General features: G+C 73.9%; 12 protein-coding genes. 2 read left to right on the forward strand and 10 right to left on the reverse strand.

Features of this window, described 5'->3' with window-relative positions:
• Positions 1-122: 122 nt before the first annotated feature.
• The 6 genes from GT358_RS01930 to GT358_RS01955 all read right to left on the reverse strand — a co-directional run bounded on the left by GT358_RS01930 (position 123) and on the right by GT358_RS01955 (position 7,182).
• Positions 123-1,952, reverse strand: coding sequence for an ABC transporter ATP-binding protein/permease (locus GT358_RS01930; RefSeq protein WP_166580870.1), 1,830 nt, complete (start codon positions 1,950-1,952; stop codon positions 123-125).
• Positions 1,953-2,025: 73 nt separating this feature from the next.
• Entirely contained in the window at positions 2,026-4,251 is a 2,226-nt protein-coding gene (locus GT358_RS16585; RefSeq protein ID WP_243730644.1) for a LysM peptidoglycan-binding domain-containing protein, read from the reverse strand.
• Positions 4,252-4,372: 121 nt separating this feature from the next.
• Complete coding sequence (locus GT358_RS01940; RefSeq protein WP_166580871.1) at positions 4,373-4,831, reverse strand: host attachment family protein; 459 nt, start codon at positions 4,829-4,831, stop codon at positions 4,373-4,375.
• Between the two features lie 3 nt (positions 4,832-4,834).
• Positions 4,835-5,035: a hypothetical protein gene (locus GT358_RS01945; protein WP_166580872.1), complete on the reverse strand. Its 201-nt coding sequence runs from the start codon at positions 5,033-5,035 to the stop codon at positions 4,835-4,837.
• A gap of 87 nt (positions 5,036-5,122) precedes the next feature.
• Positions 5,123-5,722 (reverse strand): superoxide dismutase, encoded by a 600-nt coding sequence (locus tag GT358_RS01950; protein WP_166580873.1) that lies wholly within the window; start codon positions 5,720-5,722, stop codon positions 5,123-5,125.
• A 98-nt stretch (positions 5,723-5,820) separates the two neighbouring features.
• On the reverse strand, positions 5,821-7,182 hold the full coding sequence (locus GT358_RS01955; protein ID WP_166580874.1) for a GSCFA domain-containing protein: 1,362 nt from the start codon (positions 7,180-7,182) through the stop codon (positions 5,821-5,823).
• 178 nt (positions 7,183-7,360) lie between these two features.
• Here GT358_RS01955 and GT358_RS16590 point away from each other — a divergent pair, with 178 nt between their 5' ends.
• Positions 7,361-8,500 carry a DUF563 domain-containing protein gene (locus tag GT358_RS16590; protein WP_243730645.1) on the forward strand — a complete coding sequence of 380 codons (1,140 nt, stop codon included), beginning with the start codon at positions 7,361-7,363 and terminating at the stop codon, positions 8,498-8,500.
• Positions 8,497-9,282 (forward strand): sulfite exporter TauE/SafE family protein, encoded by a 786-nt coding sequence (locus GT358_RS01960; RefSeq protein ID WP_243730646.1) that lies wholly within the window; start codon positions 8,497-8,499, stop codon positions 9,280-9,282. The genes GT358_RS16590 and GT358_RS01960 overlap by 4 nt, the downstream gene beginning before the upstream one ends.
• On the opposite strand, the gene GT358_RS01965 is transcribed toward GT358_RS01960, so the two are convergent.
• From GT358_RS01965 to GT358_RS16470, 4 genes are all read right to left on the reverse strand, one after another.
• Positions 9,256-10,461 (reverse strand): cytochrome P450, encoded by a 1,206-nt coding sequence (locus GT358_RS01965; protein WP_166580876.1) that lies wholly within the window; start codon positions 10,459-10,461, stop codon positions 9,256-9,258. The genes GT358_RS01960 and GT358_RS01965 overlap by 27 nt on opposite strands.
• Complete coding sequence (tpiA, locus tag GT358_RS01970; protein ID WP_166580877.1) at positions 10,461-11,225, reverse strand: triose-phosphate isomerase; 765 nt, start codon at positions 11,223-11,225, stop codon at positions 10,461-10,463. Before tpiA ends, GT358_RS01965 begins: the two co-directional genes overlap by 1 nt.
• Before the next feature lie 60 nt (positions 11,226-11,285).
• Positions 11,286-11,648, reverse strand: coding sequence for an iron-sulfur cluster assembly accessory protein (locus tag GT358_RS01975; RefSeq protein WP_166580878.1), 363 nt, complete (start codon positions 11,646-11,648; stop codon positions 11,286-11,288).
• Positions 11,649-11,745: 97 nt separating this feature from the next.
• Positions 11,746-14,142 (reverse strand): OmpA family protein, encoded by a 2,397-nt coding sequence (locus GT358_RS16470; RefSeq protein WP_208103258.1) that lies wholly within the window; start codon positions 14,140-14,142, stop codon positions 11,746-11,748.
• Positions 14,143-14,154 lie beyond the last annotated feature (12 nt).

Below are 14,154 nucleotides of genomic sequence, written 5' to 3' on the forward strand. Positions count from 1 at the left end.
CCGCAGCCTGCGGCCCGTCATAACAGGCGCGCTTTCCCGCGGACAAGCCCGGAACCCGCTCCCCCCCGCCCCGAGGCTCCGCTCCGCCGAGCCCGCCGGGCCGCCGCGGAGGGGCCCGGGCGCTATTCGGCGGCCAGCGCCTCGTCCTCGGCTCCCTGCCGGCGCCAGAGATCCGCGTAGCGCCCGCCGAGCGCCAGAAGGGCGGCATGAGACCCCTCCTCCACAAGCCGCCCGTCCTCCAGCACGAGGATGCGGTCCGCATCGGCGACGGTGCTGAGCCGGTGGGCGATCACGATGACGCTCCGTCCTTCTCCGGCTGCGGCCAGCGCCTCGGCGATGCCTGCCTCCGTCTCGGTGTCGAGTGCGCTCGTGGCTTCGTCCAGAAGAAGGATCGGGGGGTTCTTGAGCAGGGTGCGCGCAATGCCCACGCGCTGCTTCTCGCCGCCCGAGAGCTTGAGGCCGCGCTCGCCCACCTCCGTGTCGTAGCCCTCGGGCAGAGAGCGGATGAACCCGTCGAGCCGTGCGGCCCGCGCCGCGGCCTCGATCTCGACGTCGGTGGCGCCGTCGCGCCCATAGGCAATGTTGTAGCGCAGCGTGTCGTTGAACAGCACCGTGTCCTGCGGCACCACCCCGATGGCGCGGTGCAGGCTCTCCTGCGTGACGTCGCGGATGTCCTGCCCGTCGATGCGGATCGCGCCCCCCGTCACGTCGTAGAAGCGGAACAGGAGCCGTCCGATCGTGCTCTTGCCCGCGCCCGAGGGGCCCACCACCGCCACCCGCTCGCCCGGCGCGACGCGAAAGCTCAGGCCCTTCAGGATCGGCCGCTCGGGGTCGTAGCCGAAGCGGACGTCGTCGAACACGATCTCGCCCCGCGTCACCGCCAGCGGCGGGGCGCCGGGGCGGTCCCGCACCTCGGGGGGCTGCTCGAGCAGCGTGAACATCTCGTCCATGTCCACAAGCGCCTGCCGGATCTCGCGGTACATGTTGCCGAGAAAGTTCAGCGGCATGGTGAGCTGGATCATGTAGGCGTTGACCATCACGAAATCGCCCGCGGTGAGCGTCCCCGCCTGCACCCCCATCGCCGCCATGACCATGACCGCGATCAGGCCGGCATTGATGATCAGCCCCTGTCCGAAGTTCAGGAAGGCGAGCGAGTTGTTGGTCCGCACCGCCGCCTCGGCATAGGCCGCCATCGCCTGGTCGTAGCGGGCGGCCTCGCGCGCCTCGGCGCCGAAATACTTCACCGTCTCGTAGTTGAGCAGCGAGTCGATGGCGCGCTGGTTGGCGCGGGTATCCTGGTCGTTCATCTCCTTGCGGATGCGGACGCGCCACTCGGTCACGCGCAACGTGAACCAGACATAGAGCACGATCGTCGCCGCCACGACGAGCAGGTAGCGCGCATCGAACAGCCACCACAGCATCAGCCCGGTGAACACCAGTTCCAGCGTCAGCGGCCCCAGCGAGAACAGCAGCAGCCGCAGGACGAAGTCCACGCCCTTGACCCCGCGCTCAATGATCCGGCTGAGACCCCCCGTCTGGCGCGTGATGTGATAGCGCAGCGACAGGGAATGGATGTGCCGGAACGTCTCGAGCGCGATCAGGCGCAGCGCGCGCTGGCCGACCCGGGCAAAGACCACGTCGCGCAGCTGCTGGAAGCCCACGGTGAGGATCCGCGCCATTCCGTAGGCCAGCGTCAGGCCCAGCGCACCGATGGCGAGCCATCCCCCCGGCACGGTGCCCGGCGCGCCCAGCGCGTCCACCGCGCGGCCGTAGAGGACGGGGGTCAGCACCGTCAGAACCTTGGCCAGCACCAGCAGCAGGACGGCCGCCACGACGCGCCGCTTCACCCAGGGCAGGCCCGGCGGCCACAGGTAGGGGGCCGTCCGCCGCAAGGTGCGCCAGTTCGTGGCGCGGTCGCTCAGGGCGGCATCGGTGGGCTTGAGGCGGCGCATCGTCGGGCTGGCCTTCGGGCTGGCAGGCGGCGGACCCTACGCCCCTGCGCGGCCGAAGGCCAGAGGGGTCCCGTCAGCGCCCGTCGCGTGCCGGCAGCACGAAGACCTGGCCCGGATAGATCAGGTCGGGGTTGCGGATGCGGTCGCGGTTGGCCTCGAAGACGCGGACATAGAGGATGCCCTGGCCGTAGCGTTCGCGCGCGATGGCCCAGAGCGTGTTGCCCGGCTGGACCGTGCGCGTCATGATCGTCTGACCCGGCCGCCCGGCCGCTTCCATCAGCCGCGCGAGGTCGTCGCGCTCCTCGCGCTGGAAGGGCGATTCGATCCGGCTGGTCACCCGGCCCGACGCATCCACCTGATCCACGCGCAGCGTATAGACCCCCGGATCGGCCGCCAGGTCGTGGCGCCACTGCCCGTCGGGTCCGATGGCCGCCTCGCCGACCAGGCGGTTGTCGAGATAGAGGCGCACGGTTCCGCCCCCCTGTCCGCGTCCCGACAGGACCACCGCGCCGTCCGGATCATAGGCGATGGCATCGAGCGCCACGGTCTCGAGCAGGTCGGGTCCGGCCCCCGGCTCCAGCGCGGGCTGGACCACCCGCACGCCGTCCGCATCGGCTACGAGGACCGCCGGCTGCGACGGCTCGGCCGCTCCGGGGCCCGACAGCGCGGGCGGATCGGGAACCACCGCCGGCGCCGCGCCGGGTGCGGGGGCGGGGTCGGGCACCGGACGGCCCGGGGCCACGGGTGCTGCCGCATCCGCGGGGGCAGATGCCGCGAGGGCCGGCTCCGGCGTGGCCGGACCGGGCTCGCCGGGGCGGTCGGCGGCCCCGCCCAGGGCAGGAGCGTCTCCCGTCGCGACCGGACCGGCGGCCTGCCCGCCTCCCGCCGCGTCGGTCCCGACCGACGGCCCCGGATCGGCAGAGGGCATCGCAGGTACGGACGGGCCCTGCGCGACCGGCAGGACCGTCTCTCCGGCGGCGGGCTCATCCGGACGGTCGGGCGCGGCCGCGGGGAGCACGGGCGCGGGGGGCACGGGCGCGGCGATCCCGTCGGTCGGCACCCAGCTCTCCGGACCCTCCTCGGGCCCGGAGCCCGCCCCGTCCTGCCGCGCCGCGGCCGGAGGGGTCGCGGCGATCCCCGGTGCCGACCCGTCCGGGGCGACGGCCGCATCGGGACCGGAGAAGTCGTCGCCCGGCCGGGTCCGGATCGCCGCAGCGGTGCCGCCGGCCTCGGACCCCGCTTCGTCCTCCGCCGCGTCCGGCCCGAAGGCAGGAGGCGTCGCGCGCGCGGCCTGGACGCCGCCGCCGTGGGTATCCGTCTCGGACCCCTCCCCGTCAGCGCCGCCGGTCCCGGCGGGCAGGCCCCCGCCGGAGGGCTCCGCCGCATCCCCGAAGTCTGGCCCCGGCGGTGCCGAGAACAGCGCCGGATCGGCCGCGGCCATCGCCGCGCCGGACCTTTCGGGCTCTTCCGCAGCGGAGGGGCCGGGCGGAGACAAGGCGACCGCGCCGCTCGGCTGCGCCGACGCAGACGGGACCTCGCCCTCGCGGCCCTCCCCGCCCGCCGGCGCCGCCGGGGCGCTGCCGGTCACGGAACCCGCGCGCGCCGCGCCCTGCGGCTCCGCGCCCGTGACGGCGGCGGCATCAAGCGCCGCGCTGTCGAAGGCCGGGCCGGCCGCGGCCGGCATCCCCTGGAGAGCCCCCTCCACCCCGGGGGAGGCTGCCTGCGCATCCACCGCCGCGACGGCCTGCGCCGCCTGCGCCTCCGTCTCGTCCGTCTCCGTCGCGTCCCCCGCCCCTGCGGCCGCTCCGGCGGAGCGCGGGGCCGCGCCGGTCTCCCCCGGCGGAGGGGCGGCCCCCGCCCCGGACGCGGCGGGGGCCAGGGGCGCCAGCAGGATCGTTTCGCCCGACAGGACACCCTCCTCGTCGCGCAGGCTCAGGCTGCGGGCCTCCGGCGAGGGCTCGAGCGACAGGAAGGTCACGAAGCGTCCGTCGGAATCGGCCACCGCCTCGGCCACGGCCACGGTGCCGTCCAGCACCTCCACCCGCTCGCCGGGCGGGGCGCGGCCGGCGACCAGGGCGCTGCCGTCCGGCTCCACGCGCACGGCGTCGAAGCGCAACGCGCCCGCCGCCTCTCCCGCATCCGCAGGCGCCGCCGCGCCGGATGCCGGTGCGGCACCCGCACCCTCCACGGAGGGCGGCTCGTCCGGGGGCGCGCCGTGCGGCGGCACGGCCAGGACGATGGCCACGAACAGCGCCGCCGCAGCCAGCCCTGCCAGCGCGATGCGCCATCCGTTGCTCATCCTGTGCCACTCCCCGGCAATCCCCCGCCCGGACACCGGACAGGCAGGATCGCCCGAGCATAGCAACCCTGCGGGATAGGGTCAAAAATCCTGTCCCGCTCGCCGCCCCGCCCGACCGGGATCAGGCGTCGGCCAGTTCCTGTCTGAGCAGCGCCTCGATCTCCGGGACGGGATGACCGGTCATCGTCTTGGGGATCTCGAGGATCACGCGCTGGATGACCTCCTTGTGCAGAGCCGGACGCAGCGCGCCCAGGATCTGCGGCCCCGCGACGATCACCAGCCGCTCGAAGCGGTTGCGGTGCGCGGCCCGGTAGAGGATGTCGGCGATCTCCTCGGCAAAGCGTTCCTTCTCGAGGCGGTGGTAGTCTGTCTCCTCGTAGGCCGACTTCTGCCCGGGCGCGCCCGCATCGTAGTAGCGCCCCGGCCGGTCGGTCTTCTGCTCGCGGTCGGGAGGGTTCTCCTGCTCCTCCTTGCGCACGATCTCCAGGTTGGGGTCCTGCGCGTCGGTGGTGTTGCGCAGGATGAGGGCCTTCTCGCCGTCGAGCACGAGGACCCAGGCGCCGTTCTCCAGCCGTGCCATGCGTCAGCCCCCCGGCGTGTCGGACTTGCGGACCCGCACGGGCACGCCCGCATCCGGGTCGGTCGCCTTGCGCTCGTCGGCGCGGGCGCCGATCGTCCGCGCCAGCGTGCCGCCGGTCTCGCCCTGTCCGCCGGGCGTGGGCTCGTCGTGCAGGAAGGCCTCCGTCTCGCGGGTGCCGTCCTTGGATCGGTGGCGCTCGGCCATGGCCGTCTCCCTCTTGCTGTGCCGGAGGAAACGGACGCGGGCCGGCACGGTTCCGGCCCGCATTCCCCCGGCCGGCCGGCCGCGCCCTCAGAGCGCCTCGGCCACCTTCTCCCAGTTCACGAGGTTGTCGAGGAAGTTCGCGAGATAAGCGGGCCGCCGGTTGCGGAAGTCGATGTAGTAGGAATGCTCCCATACGTCGCAGCCCAGAAGCGCGGTCTGGCCGAAGCAGAGCGGGTTCACCCCGTTCTCCGTCTTGGTGATCCTGAGCGAGCCGTCCGTGTCCCTGACGAGCCACACCCAGCCCGAGCCGAACTGGGCCACGCCCTGGCTGTTGAACTGGGTCTTGAAGTCCTCCACCGAGCCGAACGCATCCACCAGCGCGCGCTCCAGCTCGCCCGGCATCTTCGACTCGCCGGGGGTCATCCACTGCCAGAACTGCGTGTGGTTCCAGTGCTGGGAGGCGTTGTTGAAGATCCCCGACTGGGCGACGGCGCCGGGCTGGTAGGTGCCCTTGACGATCTCCTCGACGGACTTGCCCTCCCATTCGGTGCCGGCGACGGCCTTGTTGCCGTTGTCCACATAGGCCTTGTGGTGGATGTCGTGGTGGTATTCGAGCGTCTCGCGCGACATCCCCTTGGCGGCGAGCGCATCGTGCGGATAGGGCAGGTCGGGGAGGGTGAAGGCCATGGCGGTCTCTCTCTTTCCGTCTCTGGCGCCGGAGGGGCGCGGACCGCCCTTATGAAAGGGCCGATCACGGCCGCGTCAATGGCCGCAGCCGGCCTGGCTCAGGCCCAGGTGACCTTGTCGCGGAAGCCGGACCGCGCCGGAAAGGCGGCCGCATGACGGCCCAGAAGCTCGCGGGCGCGTTCGCGCTGGCGCAGCGGGCGGCAGAGCAGGATCATCCGCTCCAGCGCGTCAGGCCGCTCCGGCGCCAGCGCCTCGGCGCGGGCCAGAGCCGCAAAGGACCGCTCCAGCCGGTCGAGACGCCGCGCCGAGGCCGCCTCGAGCAGCAGCACGTCCGGGTCCGCATCGGCCAGGTCGCGGTGACGCTCGCAGAGCGCGACCAGCTCCTCGTGGTGGCCGAGCTTGGCCAGCATCCGGGCCGAGGCGGCCAGCCCTTCGGCCGACAGCCCGCCCCGGCCCTCGCTCCCCTCCACGTAGCGGGCCAGCACGTCCGCCATGATCCGGTCCACCACGTCGGCCGAGACGTGCCGGTAATCCCCCCGCGACCAGGCCACGGCCGGATTGGAAAGGGTCACGAACTCGTAGGAGGGGAAATAATCCACCCCCTCGCGGCCGCGCACGAACTCGTCGATGGCGGCGCGCTGGACCGACTTGGAATAGGCATTGGCCACCAGCACGTCCATATCGCGGAACGTGGCCAGCAGCGGGACGGGCGAGACCGTCACGAGCATCCTGAGCGGCCTGGTGCGGTGGCGCAGGAGCAGCGCGTGCAGGTCCTCGAGCCCGCGCAGCACGTCGGCATAGGACAGCACGCGGAACTCGAAGCGGTCCGGTTCGGCCTTGATGGCCTGCATGGGCGGCATCACGTTGAGATAGAGGCCGAGCCGCCGGTCGAACCACGTCTCCACATAGCCCAGCGTCAGGATGATGACGTCCGCCTGCGCCACCTGCGCCATGGCGTCCAGATAGCGGCTGCGGAAGGCGAGCACCGTCTCGAGCGGGAAGTCGAGCCGCGCCATGCCCAGCTGGGCGTCCACGTGCCGGTCGGGGCCGACCGTGTAGATCGCCTCCGCTCCCGGCCAGCTGTCGCGCTCGAGCGCCCAGCGCAGCTCGTTCAGGACGGAATGGATGGAATACTTGTTGAAGAAGTTGGCCGCATCCTCGAGCGAGGCGCCGATCTCGCCCAGGTCGAAGGCCCGGCTGAGCACCCGCCGCCCCGCCGCCTCCAGCGCGCGCTCCACGTTGCGGGCAAAGCACGAGCCGATGGCAAAGATCGTGTCCTCGGGCCCGATGCGGAAGGAGGGTGTCACCGTGGGCGAGGCGAGCGGATAGAGGCGGTCGCCGTCGCGGTCCGGGGCGGGGTAGCGCCGCAGGTCGTTGCCCCGCGCCCGCAGCATGGCCTCGGCCGCGCCCATCCGCTCGAGGGGCCTGTCCTCCCGCCCTGCCGCCCCCTGCTCCGCCATCGCCGTCCGGTCCCCTGCCGCCCCGCGCGGGCCGCCGGCGGACAGCCTATCGCCGCGGCCCTGTGGCAGGCAAGCGCGGTCCCGGGCGGAATCGGCAGGCGGTGGGCAGCGCCGTGTCGCGCGCGCCGCGCCCCTGTGGCAGGAGAGGGGCGGGGCTCGCCACAGGGAACAGGCCGCCATGATCCAGGACCGCCTCCAGCCGCCGGAGATCGCAGGCGGCCTCGGCCCCATTGCCGTCGTGGAGGATGCGCTGGTCGTGCCGCCGGCCAAGGGGCTGGGCAACCAGTCGGTCCAGCGTTCGGGCGTGCTGCGGCCCGACGGCAGCCTCGTGCCCGAGAGCGTCACCTGGCGGGGCAGCGCCCAGGTCACGGTCCGCCCGCCCATGCCCGCGGGGCCGGTGGAGACGCTGGGGGGCAGCTGGCTCTTCCTCGGGCCGCTCTTCGGCCATTTCGGCCATTTCCTGGTGGAGAGCATCGCCCGGCTCTGGGCGCTCGACCGCCTGCGCGGCGCGATCGAGGGTGCGCTGTTCGTGCCCAAGTTCCAGAACCGGCCGGAGCATGTGATGGCCACCTACCGCCCCTTCCTCGAGGCGCTGGGTCTGGACGTGCCGGTGCGCAACCTCGAGGAGCCCGCGCGGGTCGAGCGGCTCCACGTGCCCCCGCAGGGCTTCGGGATGTTCCAGATGATCGAGGGCAGCCCCGAATTCCGCGCCTACATGCGCGCCCATGCCGGGCGGGGCATCGCGCCGCAGGGTCACCCGAAGATCTACATCTCGCGCAGCGCGCTGCCCGTCCAGCGCGGGTCCATCCTCGCCGAGACCGTGCTCGAGGAGCATCTGAAGGCGGAGGGCTATGTGCCCTTCCATCCGCAGAAGCACGGCTTCGCCGACCAGATCGCCGCCTACAAGGCCGCGACGCATGTCGTCGGCGTGGATTGCTCGCCCTTCCACCTTCTCGCCCTCGTGGGCCATCGCGGGCAGAACGTGGGCATCATCGCACGCCGCGACGGCGATCTGGACCGCTGCTTCGCGCGCCAGATCCACGCCTTCCAGGGCGCCGAGGTCGCCGCGATCAACCATCTGCGCCGCAACTGGATCGAGGACCACGCCCATCGCCCCTCGCGCACCTCCTGGGGCGAGGTGGACTTTCCCGCCCTCGGCGCCACCCTCAGGGAATGCGGGCTGATCGCGGGCGGGGACTGGCCCGCCATCCCGGACGAGGCCATCCGCCACCAGATCGACCGGATCGGCGCGGCCCAGGGAACCCGCTTCAAGCCGTGGGAGGGACCGCCCGGCACCGCGCCCGGCGACGCGGATTGAGCGCATCCCGCCTTCTCGCCGCGGCGCTGGCGGGCGCGGCGGTCGGCCTGCTCGGCGGCCTGATCGGGCTGGGCGGGGCCGAATTCCGGCTGCCCCTGCTGATCGCGCTGTTCGGCCTGCCGGCCTTCGAGGCGGTTCTGCTCAACAAGGTCACGAGCCTCGTGGTCGTCGCCGTGTCGCTGCCCGCCCGGGCCGGAACGGTGCCGTGGGCCGAGCTCTGGGCCTCGGCGGGGGCGGCGCTGAACCTGCTCGGAGGCAGCCTGCTCGGGGCCTGGACCGGGGCGGGCTGGGTGCTGCGCCTGCGCGAGCGGACGCTGCACCGGGTCCTGTCGCTCCTTCTTGCGGGTCTCGCGGCCGCGCTGCTGCTCGGCCACGGCCTCGGTCCGCGGGAGGCGCTGCTTTCGGGACCCTGGCAGGTGGCGGCGGGGCTGCTGGCAGGCTGGGGGATCGGGGTCGTCGCCTCCGTCATGGGCGTGGCCGGGGGCGAACTGCTGATCCCCACGCTGATCCTGCTCTTCGGGACGGGCCCTGCGCTGGCGGGCAGCCTCAGCCTCGCGGTCAGCCTGCCGACGATGGTCGTGGGGCTTCTCCGCTATGCCCGCGACCCGCGCCTGGGGGCCACGCTGGCGGCCCATCGGGCGCTCCTGCTGGCGCTCGCGGCCGGATCGGTGCTGGGTGCCCTTCTCGGCGGCCGCCTCCTCGGCCACGTCCCCGAGGCCGTCCTGCTGCCGCTCCTCGTGCTGATCCTTCTCGTCTCAGCCTGGAAGCTCTGGCGGCCCTGACGCGGCCACGACCAGCCGCTCGAGCCCGTGGAAGTGGAAGAGGTCCGCATAGACCGGCCGCTCGGCGATCCGCAGGCCGGGGCGGCGCTGCCACAGGCGGCGCAGGCCCACCAGCAGCTCGAGCCGGGCAAGCGGCGCGCCCACGCAGAAATGGATGCCCGCGCCGAAGGCCGGATGGGCGGGTGCCCCGCCTCCCGGCGCGAACCGGCCGGGGTCGAAGCGGCCGGGATCGGGATAGGCGGCCGGATCGCGGCCCGCCGCCCCCAGGAGCAGCCCCACCCGGTCCCCCCGCGCGAAGCGGTGCCCCCACAGCTCGCAGGGCTCGTAGACCCAGCGCGTGAACAGGTGCAACGGCGGGTCGAGGCGCAGCGCCTCCTCCACCGCCTCCTCCGTCACCGCCGTCACCCCCGCCTCGATCAGCGCCTTCGCGCCGTTGCCGAAGCTGTGGACCGTCGCCTCGTGGCCCGCGTTCAGAAGCAGGATGACGGTCGCCACCATCTCGTCGGTGGACAGGCGCTGCCCCTCCTCCTCGGCCGCGATCAGCGCCGAGAGCAGGTCGTCGCCCGGCCGGCCCCGCCGCTCGCGGATCGTGTCCTCCACAAAGGACCGGAAGGCCAGCGTGGCCGCGACGGCCGCCTCCTCCACCGCCCGCGTCCGGCGCGCCTGGTACATGGCGACCATCGCGTTCGACCAGGCCAGAAGGTCCGGCGCCCGCTCCTCCGGCACGCCGAGCAGCCGCGCGATCACCACGACCGGAATCACCCGCCCGTAGGCATCCAGCAGGTCGAACGGCCCCTCGGGCAGGCGGTCGATCAGCTCGTCGCAGAGCGCGGCGATCTCCCCCTCCAGCGCCGCGATCCGCCGCGAGGTGAAGGCCCTGAGCACCAGCCCGCGCAACCGCGTGTGCCGCGGCGGCTCGAGCTCCAGCATCGAGTGGGCCTCGATGTCGTAGAAGGGCCGCAGATGGGCGGGAATCTCCGGCGCATGCTCCGGCGGTGCCTCGCGGCCCAGCCGCCGGTCGCGCAACAGCGCCGAGACGGCGCGATGCGACACCGCGCAGACGATCCCGTAATCCTCCCACAGGAAGAGGTCGGCGCCCCCCTCTCGCGCGCGGTTGTAGAAGGGATAGGGGTTCTGGACGAAGTCCCGGTCCGTGGGCGACTGCCTGAAGTGGCGCATCACGGCGCCTCGCGCGCGGCCGCCTCCTCGAGCGCGGCGACGATGGGCGAGAAGTCGGCGGCCTTCAGGCTCGCGCCCCCCACCAGCGCCCCGTCCACGTCCGGCACGGCAAAGATCTCGGCCGCGTTGGACCCCTTGACCGAGCCGCCATAGAGCAGGCGGACAAAGGCCCCCTGCGCCCCGATTCGGGCCGACAGGCGGTCGCGCAGGAAGCCGTGGACCTCGGCGATCTGGTCGGTGGTGGGCACCCGGCCCGTGCCGATAGCCCAGACGGGCTCGTAGGCGATCACCGTGTTGCCGCCCGTCGCGCCGTCGGGCACCGAGGCGTCGAGCTGGCGGCCCACCACTTCCAGCGTCCGTCCCTCCTCGCGCTCCTCCAGCGTCTCGCCCAGGCAGACGATGGCCACCATCCCCGCCCGATGGGCCGCGCGGGCCTTGGCCGCCACCAGCGCATCATCCTCGCCGTGGTCGGCGCGCCGCTCCGAATGGCCGACGATGACGAAACCCGCCCCCGCATCGCGCAGCATCTCGGCCGCGATGTCGCCGGTATGCGCGCCCGAGGGCTCGGGGTGGCAATCCTGTCCCCCCACGCCCAGCGGGTGGCGCCCCCGCCGCGCGGCCAGCGCGGCGATCAGCGTGGCGGGCGGGCAGAGCACCATCTCCACCCCCGGCGCGGGATGCGCGTCGAGCAGCGCGTCCACCTCCGACAGGCTCGCGCTCGTGCCGTTCATCTTCCAGTTGCCGGCGGCCAGCCTGCGGCGCATCGCGGTCCCCCTCTCCGTTCGCGCTGCCGGCTTAGCAGGGCCGGCGGCCGAGGGGAACGCTCAGCGCGCGGCGGAGGGGTCGGCGAACCGGATCGACTCGCCGCAGCCGCAGGATTCGACCACGTTGGGGTTGCGAAAGCGGAAGCCCGATTCGATCAGCCCCGTCTCGTAGTCGATCTCCGTGCCGATCAGGAACATCTGGGCCATGGGCGCGACGAGGATGCGCGCGCCGTCCTGCTCCACCACGGCGTCGTGGGGGGCGACCTCCTCGGCCCATTCCATCGTGTATTCCATGCCCGCGCAACCGCCCTTTTTCACGCCGATGCGCAGGCCCTGACGCCCCTCGCGCTCCATCATGCGGCGCACCTGCGCGGCGGCGGCGGGGGTCAGGGTGACGGCCTGCTTGCCGGGGATCGCGAACATCGGGGACGGGCCTCCTGTGCCTGCGAGCCCCAAGATAGGCCCCCCCTGCGCGCGCGAAAAGGGGGCAGTCCCTCGCGGGACCGCCCCCCGGGCGGCGTCACTGCGCCGCGGCAAAGGTCAGGAGCGGGGTGATCCGGCGCAGCGTGGCGCGGCGGTTGCGCTCCTCGGCCTCCTGGGTCGGGATCTTCAGGAAGGCCTCGCCGAAGCCCTGCACGACCAGGTTCTCGGGCGGGATGTTGAAGTTCTGCGTAAGCGCGAGGGCCACCGATTCCGCCCGCCGGTCCGAGAGCGCGAGGTTGTATTCCTCCGAGCCCACGGCATCCGTGTGCCCCTCGACCAGGAAGACCTCGCGCGGGTTGCGCTCCAGCGCTTCCTCGATCAGCCGGCCCATCCGCACGAGGTTGGACAGTTGCGCCCCCGGAATCGCGGCCGAACCGGTCGCAAAGGTGATGTTGTCCAGGTCCACGGCCGGGACCAGGTTGCGCACCGCCTCGATCTCGCGGATCTGGCGCAGGGTGAAGGTGCGGCCGGGATCGACCGCGGGCTCCGCCCCGAGCAGGAGCTGCCGCAGCAGCGCCTCGTCGATCTCCGAGGCCGAGGCCGAGACGGGCGGCGGCGCCTGCTCGACCAGCGTGCGGACATCGACGGGCACCACCGGCGCCCCCAGATCGTCGAAAAGCTCGACCTGCGTGCCGTCGGGCAGGACGCGCGCGCGGCGCAGCACGCGGCCGGTCGCGTCGCGGATGGTCACCACCTGCGTGCCGTCCGGGCGCTCCAGGATCGTGCGGGTGGAGCCGTCGGGATAGGTCTCGGTGCGCACGGTCGAGCCGGGCTGGCGCAGGATGGCGTCGTCGTCGCGGAAGATCTGCAGGCCGCCCTGCGGATCGCGCGTCACCACCCGGTCGCCCGTGTTGGCGACGATCTGCTGGCCGTTGTTGAGCACGGCGCCGACGGCGACCGCGCCCAGACCCAGAAGCAGCGCCCGCTCGAGATTGCTCAGGCCGCGCTCGCGGCTGGGCTGGCCCTCGGCGCGGGCCTGGCCCGTCACGGTGGTGTCGAAATCCTCCTCGGCGGAGCGGACGTCCTCCTCGGTCAGCGTCACGGTCTCGACCTCGGCCACGGCCTCCGCCGGTGCCTCCTCGCCAGTCTCGGCGGCCGTGGCGGCCGCGACCGGAGCGGTGGGCTCGAGCACGGTCGGATCGACAAGGGCCGCGTCCCCGGCCGCCGCCGGGGCGGCGGGCTCCGCAGGCCCGGCGGGTTGCGCAGGCTCGGACACCGCGTCCGGCGCGGTTTCGGGGGCCGTCTCGGCAGCCGTCTCGGGGGCCGTCTCGGCCAGGGCGTCGGCCGCGACCTCGGGGAACGGCTCCGCCACGGCTTCGGCCGGCTCGTCCGCCGCCGTCGCAGCGGCCGGCTCGCCGGCTTCCGCGGGATCGGGCAGGTCCGGCGCGATCTCCGGCACGGCACCCGGCTCGACCGGGTCGGTCGCAGCCGCCGGCTCCTCGGCCTGCGCCGCCTGCGCCGCCGCTTCCGCCTCGGCCCGCGCGGCAGCCTCTGCCTCGGCCTGGGCCGCAGCCTCGGCCTCCAGACGCGCCGCCTCCTCGACCGCCGCCTGCTCCGCCGCCAGACGCTCGGCTTCCTCGGCCGCCAGCCGCTCGGCCTCGGCGGCTTCCTCGGCCGCGATCCGCTCCGCCTCCGCCTGCGCCGCGGCTTCCGCCTCCGCCTGCGCGGCAGCCTCCGCCTCGAGACGCGCCGCCTCCTCGGCCGCCGCCTCCTCGGCCGCCGCCTCCTCGGCCGCCGCCTCCTCGGCCGCCGCCTCCTCGGCCGCCGCCTCCTCGGCCGCCGCCTCCTCGGCCGCCGCCTCCTCGGCCGCCGCCTCCTCGGCCGCCGCCTCCTCGGCCGCCGCCTCCTCGGCCGCCGCCTCCTCGGCCGCCGCCTCCTCGGCCGCCGCCTGCTCCGCCGCCAGACGCTCGGCTTCCTCGGCCGCCAACCGCTCGGCCTCGGCGGCTTCCTCGGCCGCGATCCGCTCCGCCTCCGCCTGCGCCGCGGCTTCCGCCTCCGCCTGCGCGGCAGCCTCCGCCTCGAGACGCGCCGCCTCCTCGGCCGCCGCCTGCTCGGCCGCCAGACGCTCGGCTTCCTCGGCCGCCAACCGCTCGGCCTCGGCGGCTTCCTCGGCCGCGATCCGCTCCGCCTCCGCCTGCGCCGCGGCTTCCGCCTCGGCCTGGGCCGCAGCCTCAGCTTCCGCCTCAGCCTGCGCTTCCGCCTCTCCCGCAGCCTCCGCCTGCGGCTCCTCCAGCGGCACGATCGAGCCATCCTCGCCCAGCAGGTGCGGCGTGCCCTCGGCAGGCTCGCCCTCCGGGCAGGGCGGTTCGGTCAGGTCGAGGCAGAGCAGGATCGTCTCCTGCGCGCGCGCGGCCGGGACGAGCGCGCCCTGCGGCAGCACCAGCGCAAGCGTGGCCACAAGCGCCGTGGTGGCGCGGAACGAATGATGGAACATGGTCGGTCCTTC

The organism is Rubellimicrobium sp. CFH 75288 (assembly GCF_009904055.1).
In the GTDB taxonomy this organism is placed as follows: Bacteria; Pseudomonadota; Alphaproteobacteria; order Rhodobacterales; family Rhodobacteraceae; genus Rubellimicrobium.

Coding starts and splice junctions, on each gene's coding strand:
- GT358_RS01950 (WP_166580873.1), bottom strand. CDS start 5,722: ATGGCCTTCACCCTCCCCGACCTGCCCTATCCGCACGATGCGCTCGCC.
- GT358_RS16585 (WP_243730644.1), bottom strand. CDS start 4,251: ATGAGCAACGGATGGCGCATCGCGCTGGCAGGGCTGGCTGCGGCGGCG.
- GT358_RS01965 (WP_166580876.1), bottom strand. CDS start 10,461: ATGCGCCACTTCAGGCAGTCGCCCACGGACCGGGACTTCGTCCAGAAC.
- GT358_RS01945 (WP_166580872.1), bottom strand. CDS start 5,035: ATGGCCGAGCGCCACCGATCCAAGGACGGCACCCGCGAGACGGAGGCC.
- GT358_RS16470 (WP_208103258.1), bottom strand. CDS start 14,142: ATGTTCCATCATTCGTTCCGCGCCACCACGGCGCTTGTGGCCACGCTT.
- GT358_RS01975 (WP_166580878.1), bottom strand. CDS start 11,648: ATGTTCGCGATCCCCGGCAAGCAGGCCGTCACCCTGACCCCCGCCGCC.
- GT358_RS01940 (WP_166580871.1), bottom strand. CDS start 4,831: ATGGCACGGCTGGAGAACGGCGCCTGGGTCCTCGTGCTCGACGGCGAG.
- tpiA (WP_166580877.1), bottom strand. CDS start 11,225: ATGCGCCGCAGGCTGGCCGCCGGCAACTGGAAGATGAACGGCACGAGC.
- GT358_RS16590 (WP_243730645.1), top strand. CDS start 7,361: ATGATCCAGGACCGCCTCCAGCCGCCGGAGATCGCAGGCGGCCTCGGC.
- GT358_RS01930 (WP_166580870.1), bottom strand. CDS start 1,952: ATGCGCCGCCTCAAGCCCACCGATGCCGCCCTGAGCGACCGCGCCACG.
- GT358_RS01955 (WP_166580874.1), bottom strand. CDS start 7,182: ATGGCGGAGCAGGGGGCGGCAGGGCGGGAGGACAGGCCCCTCGAGCGG.